The 19285-nt window shown below is 42.1% G+C and carries 9 protein-coding genes; 2 read left to right on the forward strand and 7 right to left on the reverse strand.

Annotation, left to right across the window (positions count from 1 at the left end; translation table 11 throughout):
• Positions 1–3 precede the first annotated feature (3 nt).
• From ACFSJE_RS17170 to ACFSJE_RS17200, 7 genes are all read right to left on the reverse strand, one after another.
• Positions 4–3360 carry a VCBS repeat-containing protein gene (locus tag ACFSJE_RS17170; protein ID WP_379832099.1) on the reverse strand — a complete coding sequence of 1119 codons (3357 nt, stop codon included), beginning with the start codon at positions 3358–3360 and terminating at the stop codon, positions 4–6.
• A gap of 16 nt (positions 3361–3376) precedes the next feature.
• On the reverse strand, positions 3377–6688 hold the full coding sequence (locus ACFSJE_RS17175; protein ID WP_379832100.1) for a VCBS repeat-containing protein: 3312 nt from the start codon (positions 6686–6688) through the stop codon (positions 3377–3379).
• A 47-nt stretch (positions 6689–6735) separates the two neighbouring features.
• A complete protein-coding gene (locus ACFSJE_RS17180) occupies positions 6736–7317 on the reverse strand; it encodes a hypothetical protein (RefSeq protein ID WP_379832101.1) in 582 nt (193 codons plus the stop codon).
• Between the two features lie 9 nt (positions 7318–7326).
• Positions 7327–10653, reverse strand: coding sequence for a VCBS repeat-containing protein (locus ACFSJE_RS17185; RefSeq protein ID WP_379832102.1), 3327 nt, complete (start codon positions 10651–10653; stop codon positions 7327–7329).
• A 255-nt stretch (positions 10654–10908) separates the two neighbouring features.
• A complete protein-coding gene (locus ACFSJE_RS17190) occupies positions 10909–12507 on the reverse strand; it encodes a RagB/SusD family nutrient uptake outer membrane protein (protein WP_379832103.1) in 1599 nt (532 codons plus the stop codon).
• Between the two features lie 12 nt (positions 12508–12519).
• The gene (locus ACFSJE_RS17195; protein ID WP_379832104.1) at positions 12520–15582 is read right to left on the reverse strand and encodes a SusC/RagA family TonB-linked outer membrane protein; all 3063 of its coding nucleotides are present in this window, start codon (positions 15580–15582) and stop codon (positions 12520–12522) included.
• 560 nt (positions 15583–16142) lie between these two features.
• Positions 16143–16856, reverse strand: coding sequence for an NUDIX hydrolase (locus ACFSJE_RS17200; RefSeq protein ID WP_379832105.1), 714 nt, complete (start codon positions 16854–16856; stop codon positions 16143–16145).
• Between the two features lie 188 nt (positions 16857–17044).
• Here ACFSJE_RS17200 and galK point away from each other — a divergent pair, with 188 nt between their 5' ends.
• Entirely contained in the window at positions 17045–18178 is a 1134-nt protein-coding gene (gene galK, locus ACFSJE_RS17205; RefSeq protein WP_379832106.1) for a galactokinase, read from the forward strand.
• Positions 18156–19226 carry a UDP-glucose--hexose-1-phosphate uridylyltransferase gene (locus tag ACFSJE_RS17210; RefSeq protein WP_379832107.1) on the forward strand — a complete coding sequence of 357 codons (1071 nt, stop codon included), beginning with the start codon at positions 18156–18158 and terminating at the stop codon, positions 19224–19226. The genes galK and ACFSJE_RS17210 overlap by 23 nt, the downstream gene beginning before the upstream one ends.
• The last annotated feature ends 59 nt before the right edge of the window (positions 19227–19285 follow it).

Consider the following 19285-nt stretch of genomic DNA (forward strand, 5'->3'; position numbering starts at 1 on the left):
GTATTATTGTTGCTCATCGCGAATTTTAAAAACCCGTGTATCTGTGTTGTTCCTGCTCACGAGAACAAGGGATTCACCCTTTGCACTTTTCATAATCTTAATATCGCGTACCTCACCTGCCAAGGAAAAACCGGATTCTTTGTTGTCCACATATTCCAACTCCCCATTGCCTTTTCCTTTGAGAAATACCCCAAAAGATGCATCGCTCCGACCCATGTCAGGTTGGTTTCCAAAAAAGTTGCCCACCGCCAGTACATCAAGGTTTCCGTCTTGGTCAACATCTTGAGTGGAAAATCCATAAATGGGTGAAAGCTGGGCTTCGATGGGTAAATCATGCATCGTAAATGTTGAATCCCCCCTGTTTTCCAACCAAATTGAAGCGAGCGTTTGCACCTGAAGATGATAACTGTTCGCCAACTGGTTCTCTGGAAAAATTTCATTAAAAGTGCTGGATGCATATTTCTCATAGGTCTTGTACACCTTTTTTACACTCACAATCTGTTTGGAAAGCATATCCAGACCGGGATATACCCATTGTTTGTCATTTCTGTAATAGGCCATAACAGGATCGTAGGCCAAATTGCCATCATAATCGCGTAAATAAAGATCTATCGGTTTTTCAGGAGAAGCGGATAAGTTGGTGTTCAGTCCCATATTCCCAAGAAGGAAATCCTGATCTCCGTCGCCATCCAAATCCACTGCTTCAATGGCGTTCCACCATCCAGAAGAATTAGCAACGGTGCTGACAAAAACTTGGTCGTCCTGATACTTAAAAATACTAATGGGCATCCATTCCCCAACAACCACAAGCTCGCGGGATGTCGCCAACCAAGCAGCATCGGTCACCATACCAATTCGGCCATTATAGCTCAAGTAACCAGAGGTTTGATCACTGAACTTGCCTGTTCCGTCATTGATTAGCACCCGACTTATGCCAGGGTTCCCATATTCGTGAGGTGTAGAACGCCCCCCGATGAAAAAATCAGGGTGACCGTCGTTGTTGAAATCGCCCGAAACCACGCACGACGCATTAAACTGATTGCCCGGAACAGCGTCTTCCATAAAGGTGAAATTTCCTTTTCCATCATTATAGTAAAGCCTGTCCCTTACCCGAACACTTTTATCTGGCTCCCCTCCTCCACTGGCAATGTAGAGGTCCAAGTCACCATCTCCATCAACATCCAAAAATGAGGCTCCAACATCCTCACAGAACTTATCCTTTTCAAAAACGTTGGTATTTCCCTTTTCGAAATAGGTCTCTTTTCCCTTTTGCTGCAAAAACAAACTCCCCGCCTGATCTTTGGCGCCCCCAATAAAAAAGTCATCCAATCCATCTCCATTAATATCCCCAACAGCAATTTTTGGACCTTCAGTGGATATTAAATGTGGGATAAGTTGCTCCACGGAGAAATCGACGAAGAAGTTTTCCTCATGGGTGAAATCTATCCCTGAATCCTGCGAAACATCCACAAACATCTTTGAATCTTTTTGCGTTAAGTGGAAACCGTCGGATTTCTTAGCATTGGACTGATCAACTTTTAAGGTGGTGTTGACAGCCACATTTTTGATTTCTTCAACAGTGTCATCGGGCCAACTGATGGTTACTTTATAGATCTTATCATCATCTCCCAACCCAAAATGAACATCAACAATAGCCGAAGACAGCCATCCTTTGGTAGATTTCACCTCTTGAATCTGAGTTCCTGAAGCGGATTCCACTTTTACTCTCGCGCCAATACCAAACTTGTTCTTGTCGCTTCCATTCAGCTTGACTTTTAAAAAGGATTTGGGCTGTTGTTCCATCAAACGATTTTCAAAAATACCGGCATCATCGTCTAAATTGTTGGTTACAATATCCAAATCACCATCATTGTCAAGGTCAACGGTGATAGCCCCATTTGAAAACCCCTTAAAATCGAGCCCCCAGACATTGCCCACTTCCTCAAACTTTTCTCCATTGTTCCGATAGGCCATATTTTCGATATCCCCTTTCGGGATCAATTCAATTAATTGAAGGGTAGAAATGGAATCCGCCTTGATGTAGTCATCCGAAGTATAATTGGTAAAATCCAGATTGTTCGGCCGTTTTGGAATACCATTCGAGACGAACATATCCTTGGTGCCGTTGTTGTCCAAATCATCAAAAATGACACTCCAACTCCAATCCGTGGCATCAACACCTTGATATTGCCCCACTTCCCGGAATTGAACCAAGTCTTCGCCTAGTAAAGGGCCGGCATTGGCCTGAAGCATATTCCGTCCGTATTGATGATGGTAGCCAAACTGCCTTTTGTATTGGTAAATATCGTACGGGTCCACGCCGCTAGATTTTTTGGATATGCTTTCATCAAAGGGTTTCATATCCATTGTAGCGATATCCAGCCAGCCATCATTGTTGTAATCCGAAATATCATTGCCCATGGAAAAGGCACTGACATGACCCGTTGAAGCTGTTATTTTTTCACTGAAGGTACCGTCTTGGTTGTTATAATAGAGGTAATCGTTTTCATGAAAATCATTGGAAACATAAATATCTGGCCACCCATCATTGTTGATATCGCCCGTGCTAACAGCAAGTCCATAACCCATGGTACCCCCAAAAATACCGGCTTCCTCACTGACATCCACAAATGTGACCCCATCATTTCTAAAAAGCCTATCACCGGCCAAACTATCTCGTTCTTCCCTGAACTTTGAGGGTTTGTACGATTCCGTGGAATGTATGGAGTGGTTCAATAGGTACATATCGAGATCCCCATCCTTATCATAATCGAAAAAGGTTGCATGCTGGGAATAACTGGCAATGTCAAGACCATATTCACTGGCCTTTTCGGTAAAGGTGTTGTCCTTGTTGTTGATGTAGAGCCTGTTTTTTCCTTGAAGGTTTTTAAACCCATTGACCTGACAGATATAAATGTCCAACCATCCGTCACCGTTCACGTCCGCCATGGTCACTCCCGTAGTCCATGAGGTGCTTCCTTCTGGTCCACCAACACCTGATGCTTTGGTAATGTCTTTGAACTCAAGACCCCCTTCATTGAGGTAAAGTTTATCCGCACCTTGGTTTGAGGTGAACAACAAGTCTGGCAGTCCATCATTGTTGATATCCCCTGCGGCCACCCCGCCTCCATTGTACATATAAATGTATTCCACAATATTAAACTCTTCCGATTCCTCGATATCATTTGAGAAATCTATTCCTGTGGAATAGGAAGACATTTTTTTGAAAAGTTTGCCTTCATCCTTGGCACAACCTGCAAGAAACAATACTGCCCAAACGGATGCCAAAAACCCAATACGGAAAAACATAGGGTTTGAATTTCCCAAGTTTTTCGCTATTATATCTACCTCTATTTTCATCTGTCCGTCCTGTGTTTTAGTTTTTCCTATATACCTCTAGGGAAGCATTATTTCGAGCCACAACAATGAGTTCTTTTCCTGCCACCTCCAGTTTTTTGATGTCCCTAATTTCACCTTCCATATTTATGCCCGATTCTTTGGCTCCAGCCGCTTCAAAATCCCCTTTGCCATTGTTCAGCAATAGGGTTCCGTAACTTGCATCGTATCTGCCCACTTCAGGCTTGACCCCAAACAGATTCCCGCCAAGCATCACATCAATAGCCCCATCATCATTGAAGTCATCCAACAATACGGCAAATGTTGGGGAAATCTGCGCTTCTTTTGGCAATGGTTTTACGGTAAAACCTCCGTTTCCATCACTTAGAGCCACAACACTTTCCAGCATTTTGGTTTCATGGACAATGGCACCTTTCAATTCTTCTGCTGAAAATACTTGCTCAATGGTTTGCTCTTTATAGGACTCATAGGAGTTATATTTTTTGAACAGATAGGGCATCTGCTGAACAATATCTTGCCGCATTGGGGTTACATAGGCCTTGTCCCCAATGTACTTGCACATGATTTGTTCCACGTCTCCATTTCCATCAAAATCATTGATGTAACAATACAAAGGCTTGTCCGCACTCGCCTTAAAACGGGAATTTAATCCATGGTTGCCCAAAACAAAGTCAGGAAAACCGTCATTGTTCAAATCCGCCACTTGGCATGTGTTCCACCAGCCTGTGGTGTCTTTAAATGGGGCGCTTTGAGCTGGCTCCAAAACCCCATTCTTGTTTTCCAAAAGGGTTATGGGCATCCACTCACCGACCACTAAAAGGTCTTTATCAACATCGTTGTCAAAATCTACCCACTTTGCATCGGTCACCATGCCCAAATTCAACAAAGCGCTTGCTTTTTGGGACGTTACATCGGTAAACTTTCCTGTTCCGTCATTCTCCAAAAGGTAACTTGATTGCGGCACACCATAATTCTTGATTTTAAGGCGTACCCCCACAAAAAGGTCCAAATCTCCATCACCATCATAATCTGCGGCCACAACGGCCGATGTACTTTCTGGTTTTGCATTGGGGAGCAATTGTTTCGATTTTTCAAAATTGCCCTTACCATCATTGAAGTACAGTCTGTCCACCAAGGCAAATGAGTTTCCTGTAAATTCGATTCCACCACTGGTCACATACAAATCCAAGTCGCCGTCGTTATCGGCATCAAAGAAGGTACAACCCAAATCTTCCGATTCTTTATCCTCCTCTAATAGTCCCGTATTGGTCTTGGTAAAAGCTCCGTTGCTTTGCTGGATGTACAGTGATCCCGCCGTTCCTTTTGCCCCTCCGATGAAGACATCCTGCAAACCATCATTATTTATATCGGCTTCAGCAATTTTTGGTCCTTCGGTGGACTTAAAATGATAGAGCAATCGGTCATAATCAAAATCAACAAAAGCATTTTCCTTGTGGATGAACTTCAAAACTTCATCGCTATTCAATTTTTGAAACAATTTTGAATCATTCCCGGAAAGGGATGGCGGAGGGTTTGTTTTTTGAATGGTTTGCTCATCAACTGTCAAGGTCTGATTGGCTAGGACATCAGTCAGATATGTGGTGCCTCCATAGGGCCAATCAATGATGACACTATCTATTTTTTGGATGGTACCAAGCCCAAAATTGAGTATGGGATCAATTGTGGACTGAAATCCCCGATTTAAAAATTGTTCTTTGTAGAAGAGTTTTCCATTGGCCTTCAAGGTCACTTTTGTACCAATGGCCTGTCGGTTTTTTTGAGCGCCCACTAGTTTAATTTTTAAATAGTGGGCCTCTGGATGTTGCTCAACGGTGGTGTTTTTATACACAAAAAGGGGCATATTGGCATTATTCACGATAAGGTCCAAATCCCCGTCGTTGTCAAGATCACCATAGGCTGCTCCGTTGGAATGTGATGGCTCCGCCAAACCCCATTCTTTGCCAGTATTGGTGAAAGATAGATTGGGCCCTCCCGAATACATGTAATTTGAAATTTTGTTGGGTGGCATCAAATCCACTAAATGTTTGTAGTCCACCCCTGATTTTTTCTCCACCATTTTGGCCACTTCCTCGCTCACTACGTAGTTGGTGTAATCCCGGTTCAAAAGGTCTTTGACAAGTCCATTTGAAATAAAAATATCATTGTACCCATCGTAATTAAAATCAGAAATCAATGGACTCCAGCTCCAGTCGGTGGCCTCAATCCCCGCCAAACGACCAATTTCACTGAAGGTAATCTGTCCATCTGTTTTACCATTGTGCTGGTGGAGCATATTTCGGGTGTATTGATGGTAATACCCATTTTTTAGGTTGTTTTGGTATTGATCCCAGTTTTCGAACACCATAGTGGTCTTTAAGCGGCCATCGGACTCTGGGAGCATTTCGGTGACAAATATCTCTGTATATCCATCACCAGAAATATCGGCAATATCCGACCCCATGGATCCCATGCTGATGGATCGCATTTGCTCCTCAAGATTTTCAGAAAATGTACCATCACCATTGTTCATGTAGATGTAATCCTTCTCAAAAAAATCATTGGAAATATAGAGATCGGGCCAACCATCTCGATTAAGGTCACTTACTGAAATACCAAGACCAAATCCTATTTCACTGCTATAAATTCCGGCTTCTTCGGTCACATCGGTAAAGACCATGCCATCATTTCGGAAAAGCTTATCTCCTCCCAATTTGTTGTGTACATGGCGTTCGTTCGCCTCCAAATCAAAACTACGGATGGACCTGTATGAATTGTTCAAGAGATAAACATCAAGGTCCCCATCATTATCATAATCGAAAAAGGCAGCATGGGTTGAAAAACCTTGGTCTGCCAGCCCCAATTCCTCTGCTTTATCGGTAAAAGTGCCATCACCGTTATTGATGAAGAATTCATTTTGCTTGTTATCCCCTTTGATGTCCCCTGAATTGCAGACATAAATATCCAGCCAACCATCTCCGTTGATATCCACCATGGAAACCCCGGTTGACCAGGCCCGTTTTCCGGCTACGCCTGCACTTTCGGTAATGTCCTCAAATTGAAAGTTTCCCTTGTTCAAAAACAACTTGTTCGGCAAGAGGTTGGCGGTGAGAAATACATCCAACAAACCGTCATTGTTCACATCTCCGAGTCCAACCCCACCACCGTTGTAATAGTTGCGGTATTTGTAAATGTTAAACTCATTGGTGTAATCAAGGGTGTTTTCAAAAACCAGCCCGGTTTCTTCCATGGTCAGGGATGTAAAAAGGGTATTGCCTTCTTCTTCGGACCTGTTGCACGATATGACCAGGCCCAATACCAGAAGGAAGCTCATTTTTATAAGCCCATTTTTACTTCGTATGACAACTTTTCCTTTATCCACTAATCTTGTATTGCCGTCAAATCCATAATACTGAAATTAACATGCTCCAAATTGATATCGTTCCAGACCCGTAGTTCTCGGTTGCCATCCACTTTCACGTAGACCGGCCCCACCCTGCTTGCGGGCTCCTTTAGATCCATTTCCAAAAACTCACCGCCTTGGAACCACGTTTCCATTTTTGGCAAAAGCTCTTTTAGCAAGACGATATTATCATAGTCCCTGTTAAATCCATTCCAGTACATGTAGTTGAATCTTCCAGACATGCCAACGATGATTTCATTCTTGAATTCTGGGTAAAATTCACAATCCACGGGATACTTGAATTCATCTGGGAATTTCAACTCCATCAAGCCCAAACCAGATTCCTTGAAAAGTCCTCTTTGGTTCATCTCAAAAGCATCTTCCTCAAATTGTTGGCGGGTCATTTTAAATTTAATGCCGTACCAGAGGCTGTCTTTTACGACCCCTGATTCCAATTCGTTTTGCACAATATCCTCATATGAGTTTCTGCACCCGCTTAAGACCGCAAAACAGCCCAAAACTATAAATAAGTAAATTCCTTTTATTCTATGCTGCATCATCTGCTTACATCAATCTTTATTGATTTTTAAAACTTTTAATCCATCATTATTTCGAGATACCAACAGGGCTTTTTCCCTGTCCAAGTCCATGGATTTGAGATCCCTTATTTCTCCGCGGACGAAAAAACCGGAATGCTGCGGAGAGATAACTTCCCAATTTTTATCCCCTACATATTTCAATACGCATCCTTGAAGGCCGCCATAAATTCCTATTTGGGGTTTTGCCTTGAACAAATTGCCACCCAAAATAATTTCGTTGGTACCATCGCCATCCAAATCTGCTGTTTCTATCCCATAAACTGGTCCCAACTGGGCCGCATCGGGAAGATCTTGTTTTTTGAAGTGATCCTTCTCATTCCAAAAAATCGCAGAAGCTGTGGTATAAACATCCAGTTTCAAGGAACTTTTCACCTGGTCTTTGCTAAAAATGTCCTCCACTGTCTGAAGTGAATAATCTTCACTCTTTAAGTATTTCTTCCGTAAGTACGCCAATTGCCCTGTCATGTCTTTTTTCATCACAATGGGATAGGCCTTGTCCCCTTTATAAACTGTAATGATATGATCAATTTTACTGTTCTGGTCATAATCGTTGATGTACATGGAAACCGGTTTGTCCTTGGAAGCTCTTAGCATGGTGTTCATCCCTAAGTTTCCGACGATTAGGTCATCGTCCCCGTCTTGGTCCACATCCGATTTGTGCAGTACATTCCAAAAACCCTTTTCGTTGGCCACACCCCAAGATTCGGTTTCATCTTGAAGCATCCCGTTGGTATTGACAAATACTTTTAATGACATCCAATCCCCGACTAAAACAAGGTCATCATCACCATCCCTATCAATATCGAACCAAGTAGCATCGGTAACCATACCGATGTCTTTAAGATCCTCGGTTTTGGCTGCTGGAGCAGTTGAAAAATTACCTTTTCCATCATTTTCCAGAATGAAGCTACTCTCGGGAAGGCCATAGGACAACGGTCGGTATCTACCTCCTATGAAAAGGTCCATATCCCCATCATTATCATAATCCGAAACGGCCAAACAGGACGTTGATATCAATTTTTGGGCTGGTGTTAAGGGAATTGGGTCTGAGAAATTTCCATTACCATCATTTTTGTAAAGTCTATCTGCAAGCGCAAAGGAATTTGTAGAAAATTCATAGCCTCCACTGCCAACAATCAAGTCCAAGTCCCCATCATTATCCACATCTACAAAAACGGCATCTGTATCTTCGGACTCTTTGCTTTTTTCAAAGATGGCCTCATTGGTCCTCTTGAATTTTCCGGATGTCTGCATTTGGTAAAACCCAGCCGGAAACCCTTTGGACCCTCCCACAAAGACATCTGGCAAGCCATTATTGTCCACATCTGCCACAACCATTTTAGGACCTTCGGAAGAGTTCATATGCAGCAACAGCTTATCGTAATCAAAATCGATGAAGTCATTTTCGTGATGGACGTAGTCCAACCCAAGTTTGTCATCTATATCCTGCATCAGGCTAGGTTCGGTCTCTTTTTCTTGATCCAAAAATTGGGGAGCAGTCGCATCGTATTCCACCGTTAAAAATTGGTCTGCCTTAACGTTGGTCAGCACGGTTGTGGCTCCATTTGACCATGTTACTTCCAAGGAGTCTATGGCTGCATCACTCTCCAATCCAAAATGAAGTCGAGGATCCACGGTGGACATGCTTCCCCGCATGGGGTAGAGTTCTTTAAAATATTGTTTTCCACCTATTTTTAAGGTGACCTGACTGCCAATGCCTCCACGGTTGTTTTCTGGCCCGACCAGTTTTAGATTGAGAAAATGACCTCCGGTCATTTCATTTCGGTAAATGAATGGTGATTTATTGTTGTTGGTCACGATCAAGTCAAGGTCTCCATCATTATCTAAATCCCCATAGGCGGAACCTGTGGAGAATCCGGGTTGCCCAAGACCCCACTCATCGCTTACATTAGTGAATTTTAAACCTCCCTCACTTTTGTACATATAGTTGGGAACGGGAACGGAGGGCATGCTGTCAATCAATTTTTTAATCACGGCACCTTCTTTTTTATAGATTTCCCTGAGCTTTTGAGGGTTGAAGTAATAATCAGCAAAGTCATGGTCTTGAAGGTCCTTTACCATTCCGTTTGCCACAAAGATTTCATTGTAACCATCATTGTTAAAGTCTGCCATAAAGGTTCCCCAGCTCCAATCGGTGGCCTCTACACCAGAGAAGCGCGAAATTTCACTGAAGTGAGCTGATTCATTGGCAACGCCATTGTTCAGCTGAAAGACATTTCTGGGAAACTGTCTGTAATACCCATTCTTCACTTTGAGTTTATAGCTGTCCCAATCGTCAAAAACGGTCTTTGATTTTAATCTGGCTTCATCTTCCGGCAGCATTTCGGTTACAAATATCTCCGGGTACCCATCATTGTTCATATCTGCGATATCCACACCCATGGAGCCCAAACTGATTTCCTCCAACGAGGTTTCCAAAGATTCCTTAAACGTGCCATCCTTTTGGTTGATGTAGAGGTAGTCTTTTTCAAAAAAATCATTGGCCACGAAAATATCGGGCCAACCATCTCTATTGATATCCCCAATGGAAACTCCGAGTCCAAAAGCAATGGCGCTGGCATAAATACCAGCTTCTTCGGTTACATCGGTAAAACCGGTTCCAGTGCCCCCCATGGATTTGGGAACGCCATCATTCCGATACAGTTTGTTTCCGCCTTTGGGGTCGCGAATATCCCGTAATCCAACGGTGGCATCCACCACACTACTGGTGGGTTCCAAGGAATTGTTGGAAAGATAGAAGTCCAAATCCCCATCTTTGTCATAATCAAAAAACACCGCATGGACGGAAAAACCAATATCGGCTATTCCATAGGCTTCTGAAGATTCGGTGAACGTAGGGATGCCTCCATCAGCATCCACACCATTATTGATAAAAAGTTCGTTGTGTCGATATGGCCCTTCACTCACACCACTTTTACAAATAAAAATATCGAGCAACCCATCATTGTTGATATCTACAATACTTACTCCCGTAGACCACACATCAGGGCTTGAAACGCCTGCTTCTTCAGTAATATCGGTAAAGTTGAAGTCACCTTTGTTCAGATAAAGGCGATTGTCCACTTGATTTCCGGTAAAGAAAACATCCAATAGCCCATCATTGTTGAAGTCGCCCAAACCAACTCCTGACCCATTATAAAAGGCCCTAAAAATATATACGTTGAAATCTTCGGTGTATTCCAGTTGGTTTACAAAATCAATCCCTATTTCGGATGCTTCAAGGGAGGTAAACGGTTTGGGTGTTTTATTATTCGGTGATTTTTGGCAGGAAGCCAATAGTAGAAGAATTGCAGTCACTAGAATGCTGGCCCGAAGGCCTCTAGTTTCAGTTTTTAAATTGTATGTACACACCCTACTTCTCACTGCATTGATAATTCAACTTTGAAAAAAGCCAGAAAGTTATCAAGAGGGAAATTTTCCCTCTTGATAATTTCAAGCTTACACATCATGGTAACATATCTTACCACTAAAAGAACTAAAACTAACTCAACTTAACTAAATCTTTCTATAATCGTATGTTACAATTAGCGATTAATAACCAGGATTTTGCTCCAGATTTGGATTGGCATTCAACTGGTTCAAAGGAATTGGATACAGATTTCTTGAAGCATCTTGTTGTTCCTTTTGGAACCATGGCTCCAACCATCTTCCATATCTTATAAGAATTGTTCTTGCGTGGTTTTCCATCGCCAATTCCTTTTTAAATTCCCAGAATAGGGCATCTTCCGTAAGTGCGCCAAGAGGGTCCAAGCCAGCTCTTTCCCTTACTTGATTCACCAACATAAGCGCCTCAGCATTTCCAGCATCTTGTCTCCACAAGGCTTCGGCTCTGATCAACAATACATGCGCATATCTGAAAATTGCATAATCATTAGACTGCAATGCAGTGTTTTCAGGACCTGTTTCCAACTCCCATTTGGCATATCGTGCCCCATTCTCGTAACCGGTTCTACCATCATTGGTAAACCAATATTCTGGAACGATGTTCACATTACAATCGGCTGCTTCTGGAGGAAGTTGGTCTAAAACACCAACAAATCGGTCCACATCTTCAGAGCAGTCAATAAGTCTATACTCATCGCTTGGGTTTTGATAGAAGAATCCAAATTCAGCAGACCAAGATGGACCTGCATCAATGGTATACTGTTGACCAATGAAGAACATTCCCCGTCTTTTATCATTTTCCTCAAAAGCATTGTAAAAATCTTCTTGGATACTTACACCGCCCCATGAGGTACCGGCAGGATAATCCAAGGTACCCGTCACTGATTGGTGCGTAGCACGTCTGATAATACCAAACTGTTCGCCCGTATTTACTTTATCATAAGGAACAACAAAGATATTCTCCTGTGAACCTTCATTATCCACCATAAAGTTGGTAAAGTACAATGGCTCTATTTGGTATTGACCGCTGTTGATTACCTGATTGGCAGCATCAGCAGCTTCTGCCCAATGATCTCCTGCATTGTAATTGTTCGCGTTCAAATACATTTTGGACAAAACGGTCCAAGCAACCCACTTGTTCATCTTGGCATAGGTAGCTCCCTTATCTTCACTGAGGTTTGGAATAACTTCCAACAGTTCAGATTCAATGAAAGCGAAAACCTCGGCGGGAGAACTTTGCTGCGGCGTTGGATTTGCTTCGGAAAAACTGGTTTCCAATGGAATGTTTCCGAACAAATCGAGCAGTGTATAGTAGTAGAACGCCCGTAATGCGCGTAATTCCATAACAATTGCGGAATCGGCACCAACGTTTTCCGTAAAAATCTCAATCAATCGGTTACATGAACTTACACCTCCAAAATAACCACTCCAAGCTCCGTTGAACAGGCCATCTTCTGGCGGAAAGTCGTGTCTTACAATTGCGGGCCAACGTCCACCATCATCCCAACCTCTGTTGGAACGGATGGGCATTGCACTTTGGTCGGTTGGCATATCCATGAGCCACATATCTTCCCACCAACGGTACAACGTTGTATATGCGGAAGAAGCGGCCGAAGCCAACTGGGCATCATCTTGAAAAAATGTTTCTGGTGTTATTTCACTGTAGACGTCGGAGTCCAATTTTGTACAGGATCTACACAGTCCAAATACTGCTACGACGAATAACAAAAATTTTATTTTTCTCATAACCTATTTTTTTTACAAACTAATATTAACTCCTAGGGTGATTGTCCTATTGGGGTATTGACCCAATTCCCATCTATCGATACCTGGCACTAAAATATCCCCTCCATATTGTGGGTTTCCGGAGAATCCTGGAGTTCTACCTATACCTCTACCTCTATCCAAATACCGGACTTCTGGGTCGGAGCCTAAATAATTGGTGATCACGAAAAGATTTTGACCTGATACGTACAGTCTCAATTTTTGAAGGACACTGCTATCAGACAATGGCACAGTATAACCCAAAGTGGCATTATCCAATTTCACAAAGGATGCGTCTTCAACATATAGCGAATGCCAAACCAATAGTCCTTTGTCCTCTAGGGTAAAGCCATCGGAAATAACAGGGTTTTGAATGCCCACATATCCAGAGTGCTCGTATCTGGCTCTTCTACCATTGGCGATATCATGACCAAAAGCGCCTCGGAAGAAGAAGTTAAGGTCCCAGTTTTTGTATTTAAAGGTGTTTGCCAAACCAGCCGTTAGGTCTGGAAGACCATTTCCTTGCACTGTAAAGATGTCCGCTTCTTGGTTATCGGTGGTCACGTTTCCGTTTTCATCCAAGAATTGAGGCAATCCATCGGCACTATAACCTGCAAAGGTTGGAGCAATGATATTACCAATACGTGTACCTTCTTGGATGTAGGCTGCATAGGAACCGTTTTGGGCGATACCTTCACCTCTCAATAGTCCACCGCCTTCAGGGATGTCGTTGTTGAACTTGATCAATTTGGTGACATTCCTTGCCGCATTGGCGCTGATGTCCCAGCTAAAATCCGGCTGGTTGATGACTTGATAGTTAATCTGTACTTCAAAACCGTTGGATTCCAATTCACCCAAGTTTACCAAAGACTGATTGAATAAGTTTGGTGGACTTGGCACGTCGATAACGTTCAACAAGTCTTTTGTGTTCCTTTTGTAATAATCCACAGAACCTGAAAGCTTATAGTCCATCACCGCAAAATCCAAACCTACGTTCAACTCGCCTTTTTCCTCCCATTTTAGATTGGGATTTGGGTTGGATGTGGGCTGAATGGCAGGCACAAAAGAACCATCAACATATCCTTGTTGTCCGGATACGGTTCCCAAAGTTGGCAAATAGGCATAATTTTGGGATGGAAGGTTTCCGGTAACCCCGTAACCTGCACGAAGCTTTAAGGAGTTAATGGATTCCAATTGAAAAAGATCCGTCAACTCGGCACCACCACCTAAGGCCCAAAAGTTACCCCATCTGTTGTTCTCACCAAATTTTGAGGAACCTTCTCGTCTGTAACTGGCAGAGAAGTAATAGTTGTCCTTATAGCTCAAGTTCACCCTTCCAAAAAAGGAAGCCAACAGTGATTCCTGCTTGTTCGAAGCGGTAGACCGAATCCCTTCGGGGTCTCTAAAACCATTTCCAATATCTAAATTGTTGAACGTAAGTTCATTGGTGATAAAGTCGGTATTATCCACTCTAAAGCTCTCATCTACAATAGTTTGATAAGAATATCCCAAAAGTGCGGTATAGGATAAATCACCTGTATCGCCTGAATAGGTACCAGTGGCCTCAAACAATTCGTTCAGCTGATCGTAGGCACTTCTACGAGCTCTACCATTGGTGGCCTCAGCACCAGCACGTGAATAGGAATAGGAGTAAACACCTTGCAATTCATTGGTGGATTGAATGGAGTAGCTCACACCCAAATTCAAACCGGTAATGGGTTTATAGTCCAACTTAAAGTTGCCCAAAAAGTTCTTACGTACACCCAAATGTGGATTCAACTTGATCATGGCCACTGGGTTGTATTGTTGTTCGATGAAGGTTTCAAAATACCCTTGCGCAGGATCATTGTTGATGTATACCGGAGCCGTTGGTGAAAACGTACTGGCATGTCGCAGCGCAGATGGATTGGAGAAATTGATTTCCCTACGTGTGAAGGACACGATTGAACCTAGCGTAAGTTTATCATCAAGGAAATTCTGAGAAATATTGATTCTTGCGTTCAATTGCTCAAATCCCTGATCAAGCAGGGTACCCTCCACATCCCTGTAGTTTATGGAAGCTCTATAATTGGTAGATCCGTTATTTCTTGAAAACGAAAGATTGTGGACATTACTGACCCCTGTTCTTAGGACCTCATCCTCAAAATTGGTGCTGCTACCAAAGTCAACTCCGCCAAAACTCACGTTTTCTTCAGCCGTGGCTGGTCTAATTCTTGTATCGTTAAGCGGTTCATCAAAAGAAACGTAAGCGGAATAGTTCAACACCGCTTTTTCGGAATAGGTTCCTTTTTTGGTGGTCACCAAAATTACACCGGCACTACCCCGTGTTCCATAAATGGCCGCTGCCGAGGCATCTTTCAATACATCAATGGAAGCAATATCATTGGGGTCTACCAAATCAAGGTTCCCTCCGATGACCCCATCAATAACGATAAGTGGTGTGGAGTTCGCCCCTAAGGTACTTACACCCCTTAATCGGATGGAAAAAGGCTGGTTTAAGTCACTACCGGCCTTGGTAATATCCAAACCGGCCACTTTACCTTGTAATAATTGTTCTGAGGTAAATACGTTTCCTTGGTTGAAATCTTCAGTGGAAACGCTTGCAACAGCACTGGTAATTTCCTTTTTCTGAAGGGATCCATACCCTACAACCACCACCTCATCCAATTTGGCGGTATCTTCTTGCAAGGTGATATCCACAGAGGTCTGACCGTTCAGCGGAAGCTCTACTTCGCGGAAACCTATATAAGAAACAACCAATGTGGCATTGGCATCGCTTACATTTAAGGTGAAATTTCCATCAAAATCTGTTTGGGTTCCGTTCGAGGTTCCTTTTTCAATTACAGTGGCTCCAGGAAGCGGAGCGCCATCTTGATCTTTGATGATTCCTGATATGCTAGCCTGTGCATTGAGGGGAACAAACTCGAGGTGAGTTTTGGAAGCAACTGCAGCATCTAGATTCGAGAACATTAAAAACCCACTGATGATGCATAGTACGGACTTTAACCCAAGTCGCGTCCGTAACTTCTTCTTTTTTAAAAAAGTTAGTTTTTTCATAATTTTGTTTAGTTATTATTATGGCATATTCGGCCTAATGGTATTCTGAGGGGGGATTAGCGTCAAAATGTCCCCCCTTTTTTATTTGTCCTTCATACGTATCCTATTTTTAAATGTGGTTGTTAAAAATTCTTATATCTGGAGAATAATCTCGGAATTATTCTTTTAACATTTTGCACCTCTCTTTTTGTCTGATTGCAAATAAATGGTTCACATTTTAGCTAATGTAATAATTTTTTTTATATATGTAAAAAATACGTTTATTTTTTCTGCTTTTTTTATGGCATCAATTTTTACAAATGGGGAAATAATGGGTGGGTTATACCTATTAATATAATGGCTACAGAAAACTTGATTTCACGAGTGTTCCGGAAAGGGAAAAATATGTTTCAAAGCAAGGGATACAACTAGCTCATCCCCATTACATTAGAACATGATGAATCAACAAAACAACCTAAATCGAATTGATTCTATTAAAAAAGGATATAGACAGCTAAGAAAAAAACACCATCGCTTGGTGGTATTGCTTTTAAATCAATTGGAAAATTAGAGAGTACCCTTTAAAACTGGATGACTTCCCTGATTTTATCAAAATCTCCATTGTTCATGGAAGAATTGTCCAAGCTCTTTTCCTTGAACTGATATAGGAAAGCACCCTTTCTTGAAGACGATTTGTCTTTCTTTTCTGTTTTGTTCAAAATGCCCAACGAAAGAATTTTTTTTCGAAAGTTCCTTGAATCGAACTCCGTATTGTAAATGCTTTCGTAAAGTGTTTGCAATTGGGGCAGTGTAAAAAATTCGGGGAGAAGTTCAAAACCAATTGGACGGTTCCTCGCTCGAAGCCTTAACCTTCTAATGGCATCTTTTACCATTTGCCCGTGATCCAAGATAAGTTCCGGGATTTCTTCAAAATCAAACCAATGGGCATCATGGCTTTCGGTGGACTTCAAGTTAAATTCATCAATCCGTATGAGACTGTAGTAGACGACGGATATTACACGCTCCAAAGGGTCCCTTTCCACAGCACCATACGTTTTGAGTTGGCGCAGGTATACGTTGTCCAGACCTGAGAGCTTGTACAAAATCTGATTGGCACTGTCTTCCAAGGAAACATCATTATCTATCAACTCCCCTATCAACGACCAAGATCCTTTAAATGGATCTATTTTTCTTTTGAACAGTAATAATTTTAGCTTTTCAGAATCAAATCCAAAAATTACACAGTCGACTGCGACCGTGACCCTCTGATTGGGATTATATCTACTTGAAATCAAAACGTGAAGTATAAAAGAATGGCTATGTTAAATGCAAATATAACACTTCAGTAATATATTGGTCGTTTCAAAGAAGTGAATTTTAACGGTTTAATAATGAGTTTGAACACATTTATTTTTTACCTCGCTCAATAATAAACGTTTTTATTACATTTATACTTTTAAATTATATTAGCTTTAATCCAATCATGAAGAAAACCGAATCTTCCTTTACACCCGAAATAACGATTGATTCTCCTGGGAGAATCAATTTTATTGGAGGCCATACCGATTATAACAAAGGCTTTGTACTGCCTGCTGCCATAGATAAAAAGATTCATTTTTATTTCCGTAAAAACGATTCTGAGGACCGTGCAACCATCCATAGCAAACAATATGACAATCCTTTACAAATAAATCTCTCGAAAATAGAAAGAAGTAGTACCCTTTGGGAAAATTATATCCTAGGGGTCATTCAACAAATCCAAAAATTGGGCAAAACGCTAAAGGGATTTGAATGTATAATCGAGTCCAATCTCCCTATCGGTTCCGGTTTAAGCTCCTCTGCGGCTTTGGAATGTGGCATGGCGTATGGTCTGGACAGGCTTTTTGATTTAAACCTGACCAAACAGGAAATTATTAGCCTCTCCATGACAGCAGAGCACGAGTTTGTGGGCACAAAATGTGGTATTATGGATCAATTTGCTTCTGTGAACGGTAAAAAAGACCACGTTATGCTGCTGGATTGCAGAACCAAAGAGTATAAATATATACCCGCGGTTCTTAAACCTTATAAAGTACTCATGCTGAACACCAACGTTTCGCATCAACTTTCAGATGGACAGTACAATTCAAGGCAAGATGAGTGTATTGAGGCTGTTGCAATCATACAAAAACAATTTCCAGAAGTCAGTTTTTTAAGGGATGTTACCCTACCCATGCTGGAAGCTTGCAAACCCAACTTATCCCCTATCCATTACAAGCGCTCCCTTTTTATTGTTGAAGAGAATGCAAGGGTTCTAAAAGCAGCAAAAGCGTTTGAGGAAAACAATATCGAGGAATTGGGAAAACTTATCTATGCGTGCCATGATGGATTGAAGAACCTGTATCAAATAAGTTGCCCCGAGTTGGATTTTTTGGTGGATTATGCCAAAACAAAATCATTTATTGTGGGTGCTCGTTTAATGGGAGGAGGATTTGGCGGATGCACTATCAATTTAGTGCATGAGGATTTTGTGAAGCCTTATATCGAAGAAGTCTCAAAAGCCTACAACGAAAAATTCAACATTGACCTAAGTGCCTTCGAAGTAAACCTAAGCAATGGCACAACCCTTAGAAAATAAGTACATGGATCTATATGACAACTCTCATTATCGATTAAACATACTAACCAATGAATGGGTATTGGTTACGCCGCACAGGACCAAGCGACCTTGGCAGGGAAAGAAAGAAAGCCTACCGGCAACACAGGCCGAAACTTATGACCCATCATGCTATCTGTGCCCCGGAAACAAAAGGGCCAGCGGGGACACCAATCCCAATTATAATGAGCCCTATTCATTTGTTAACGATTTTTCCGCCCTGCTACCCGAGGTGGCAACCGAAGAACATCAGAATAACCTAATGCAAGCGAAAAGTGAAAGTGGTATCTGCAAGGTCGTCTGTTTTTCACCAGACCATTCCCTGACCTTGCCCGTCATGAGGATCACAGAAATTGAGAAAGTCATTTCGCTGTGGCAAAAGGAGTATAAAGAATTGGGCAATTTGCCTGATATCAACCATGTTTTGATTTTTGAAAACAAAGGAGCCATCATGGGATGCAGCAATCCCCATCCGCATGGTCAAATTTGGGCGCAAAAGTCAATCCCTACTGAAGCCCTTAAAAAATGTACTTCATTGGAAGCGTATTGGAACCAGCACCAACGAAGCATTTTAGAAGATTATATACAGCAAGAAATTGAGGCCAACGAGCGAATCATTTCCCTTAACAACAATTTTGTGGCCCTTGTGCCCTACTGGGCAGTTTGGCCTTATGAGGTCATGATAGCGCCAATTAAAAAGCTTACCTCTATTTCGGAGTTGGATGAAAGCCAAAAAAGGTCCTTTGCTGAAATCATAAAGACGGTTACCATTCTGTACGACAATCTTTTTGAGACAAGCTTCCCCTATTCTGCAGGTATCAATCAGGCACCCACGGATGGTAAAGACCACCCAGAATGGCATTTCCACATGTCGTTTTATCCACCATTGCTACGTTCAGCAACTGTCAAAAAATTCATGGTGGGCTATGAAATGTTCGCCAACCCGCAAAGGGATATCACCGCAGAACAAGCTGCAGACACCCTAAAGCAATTACCAACAACGCATTATAGCCAAAACCCAAATGGATAAAGGGTTTTGGCTTTCATAGATTTATGTAGTCCTGAAAATCAGGCGAGGGTTTTGAATCT

Origin of the sequence: Flagellimonas iocasae (genome assembly GCF_042682725.1) — a bacterium.
Lineage (GTDB): Bacteria > Bacteroidota > Bacteroidia > Flavobacteriales > Flavobacteriaceae > Flagellimonas > Flagellimonas iocasae.

Excerpts from the sequence above, each read along its gene's own strand:
- ACFSJE_RS17170 (WP_379832099.1), bottom strand. The coding sequence starts at position 3,360 with ATGAAAATAGAGGTAGATATAATAGCGAAAAACTTGGGAAATTCAAAC.
- ACFSJE_RS17190 (WP_379832103.1), bottom strand. The coding sequence starts at position 12,507 with ATGAGAAAAATAAAATTTTTGTTATTCGTCGTAGCAGTATTTGGACTG.
- ACFSJE_RS17175 (WP_379832100.1), bottom strand. The coding sequence starts at position 6,688 with ATGAGCTTCCTTCTGGTATTGGGCCTGGTCATATCGTGCAACAGGTCC.
- ACFSJE_RS17210 (WP_379832107.1), top strand. The coding sequence starts at position 18,156 with ATGGCACAACCCTTAGAAAATAAGTACATGGATCTATATGACAACTCT.
- ACFSJE_RS17195 (WP_379832104.1), bottom strand. The coding sequence starts at position 15,582 with ATGAAAAAACTAACTTTTTTAAAAAAGAAGAAGTTACGGACGCGACTT.
- ACFSJE_RS17180 (WP_379832101.1), bottom strand. The coding sequence starts at position 7,317 with ATGATGCAGCATAGAATAAAAGGAATTTACTTATTTATAGTTTTGGGC.
- galK (WP_379832106.1), top strand. The coding sequence starts at position 17,045 with ATGAAGAAAACCGAATCTTCCTTTACACCCGAAATAACGATTGATTCT.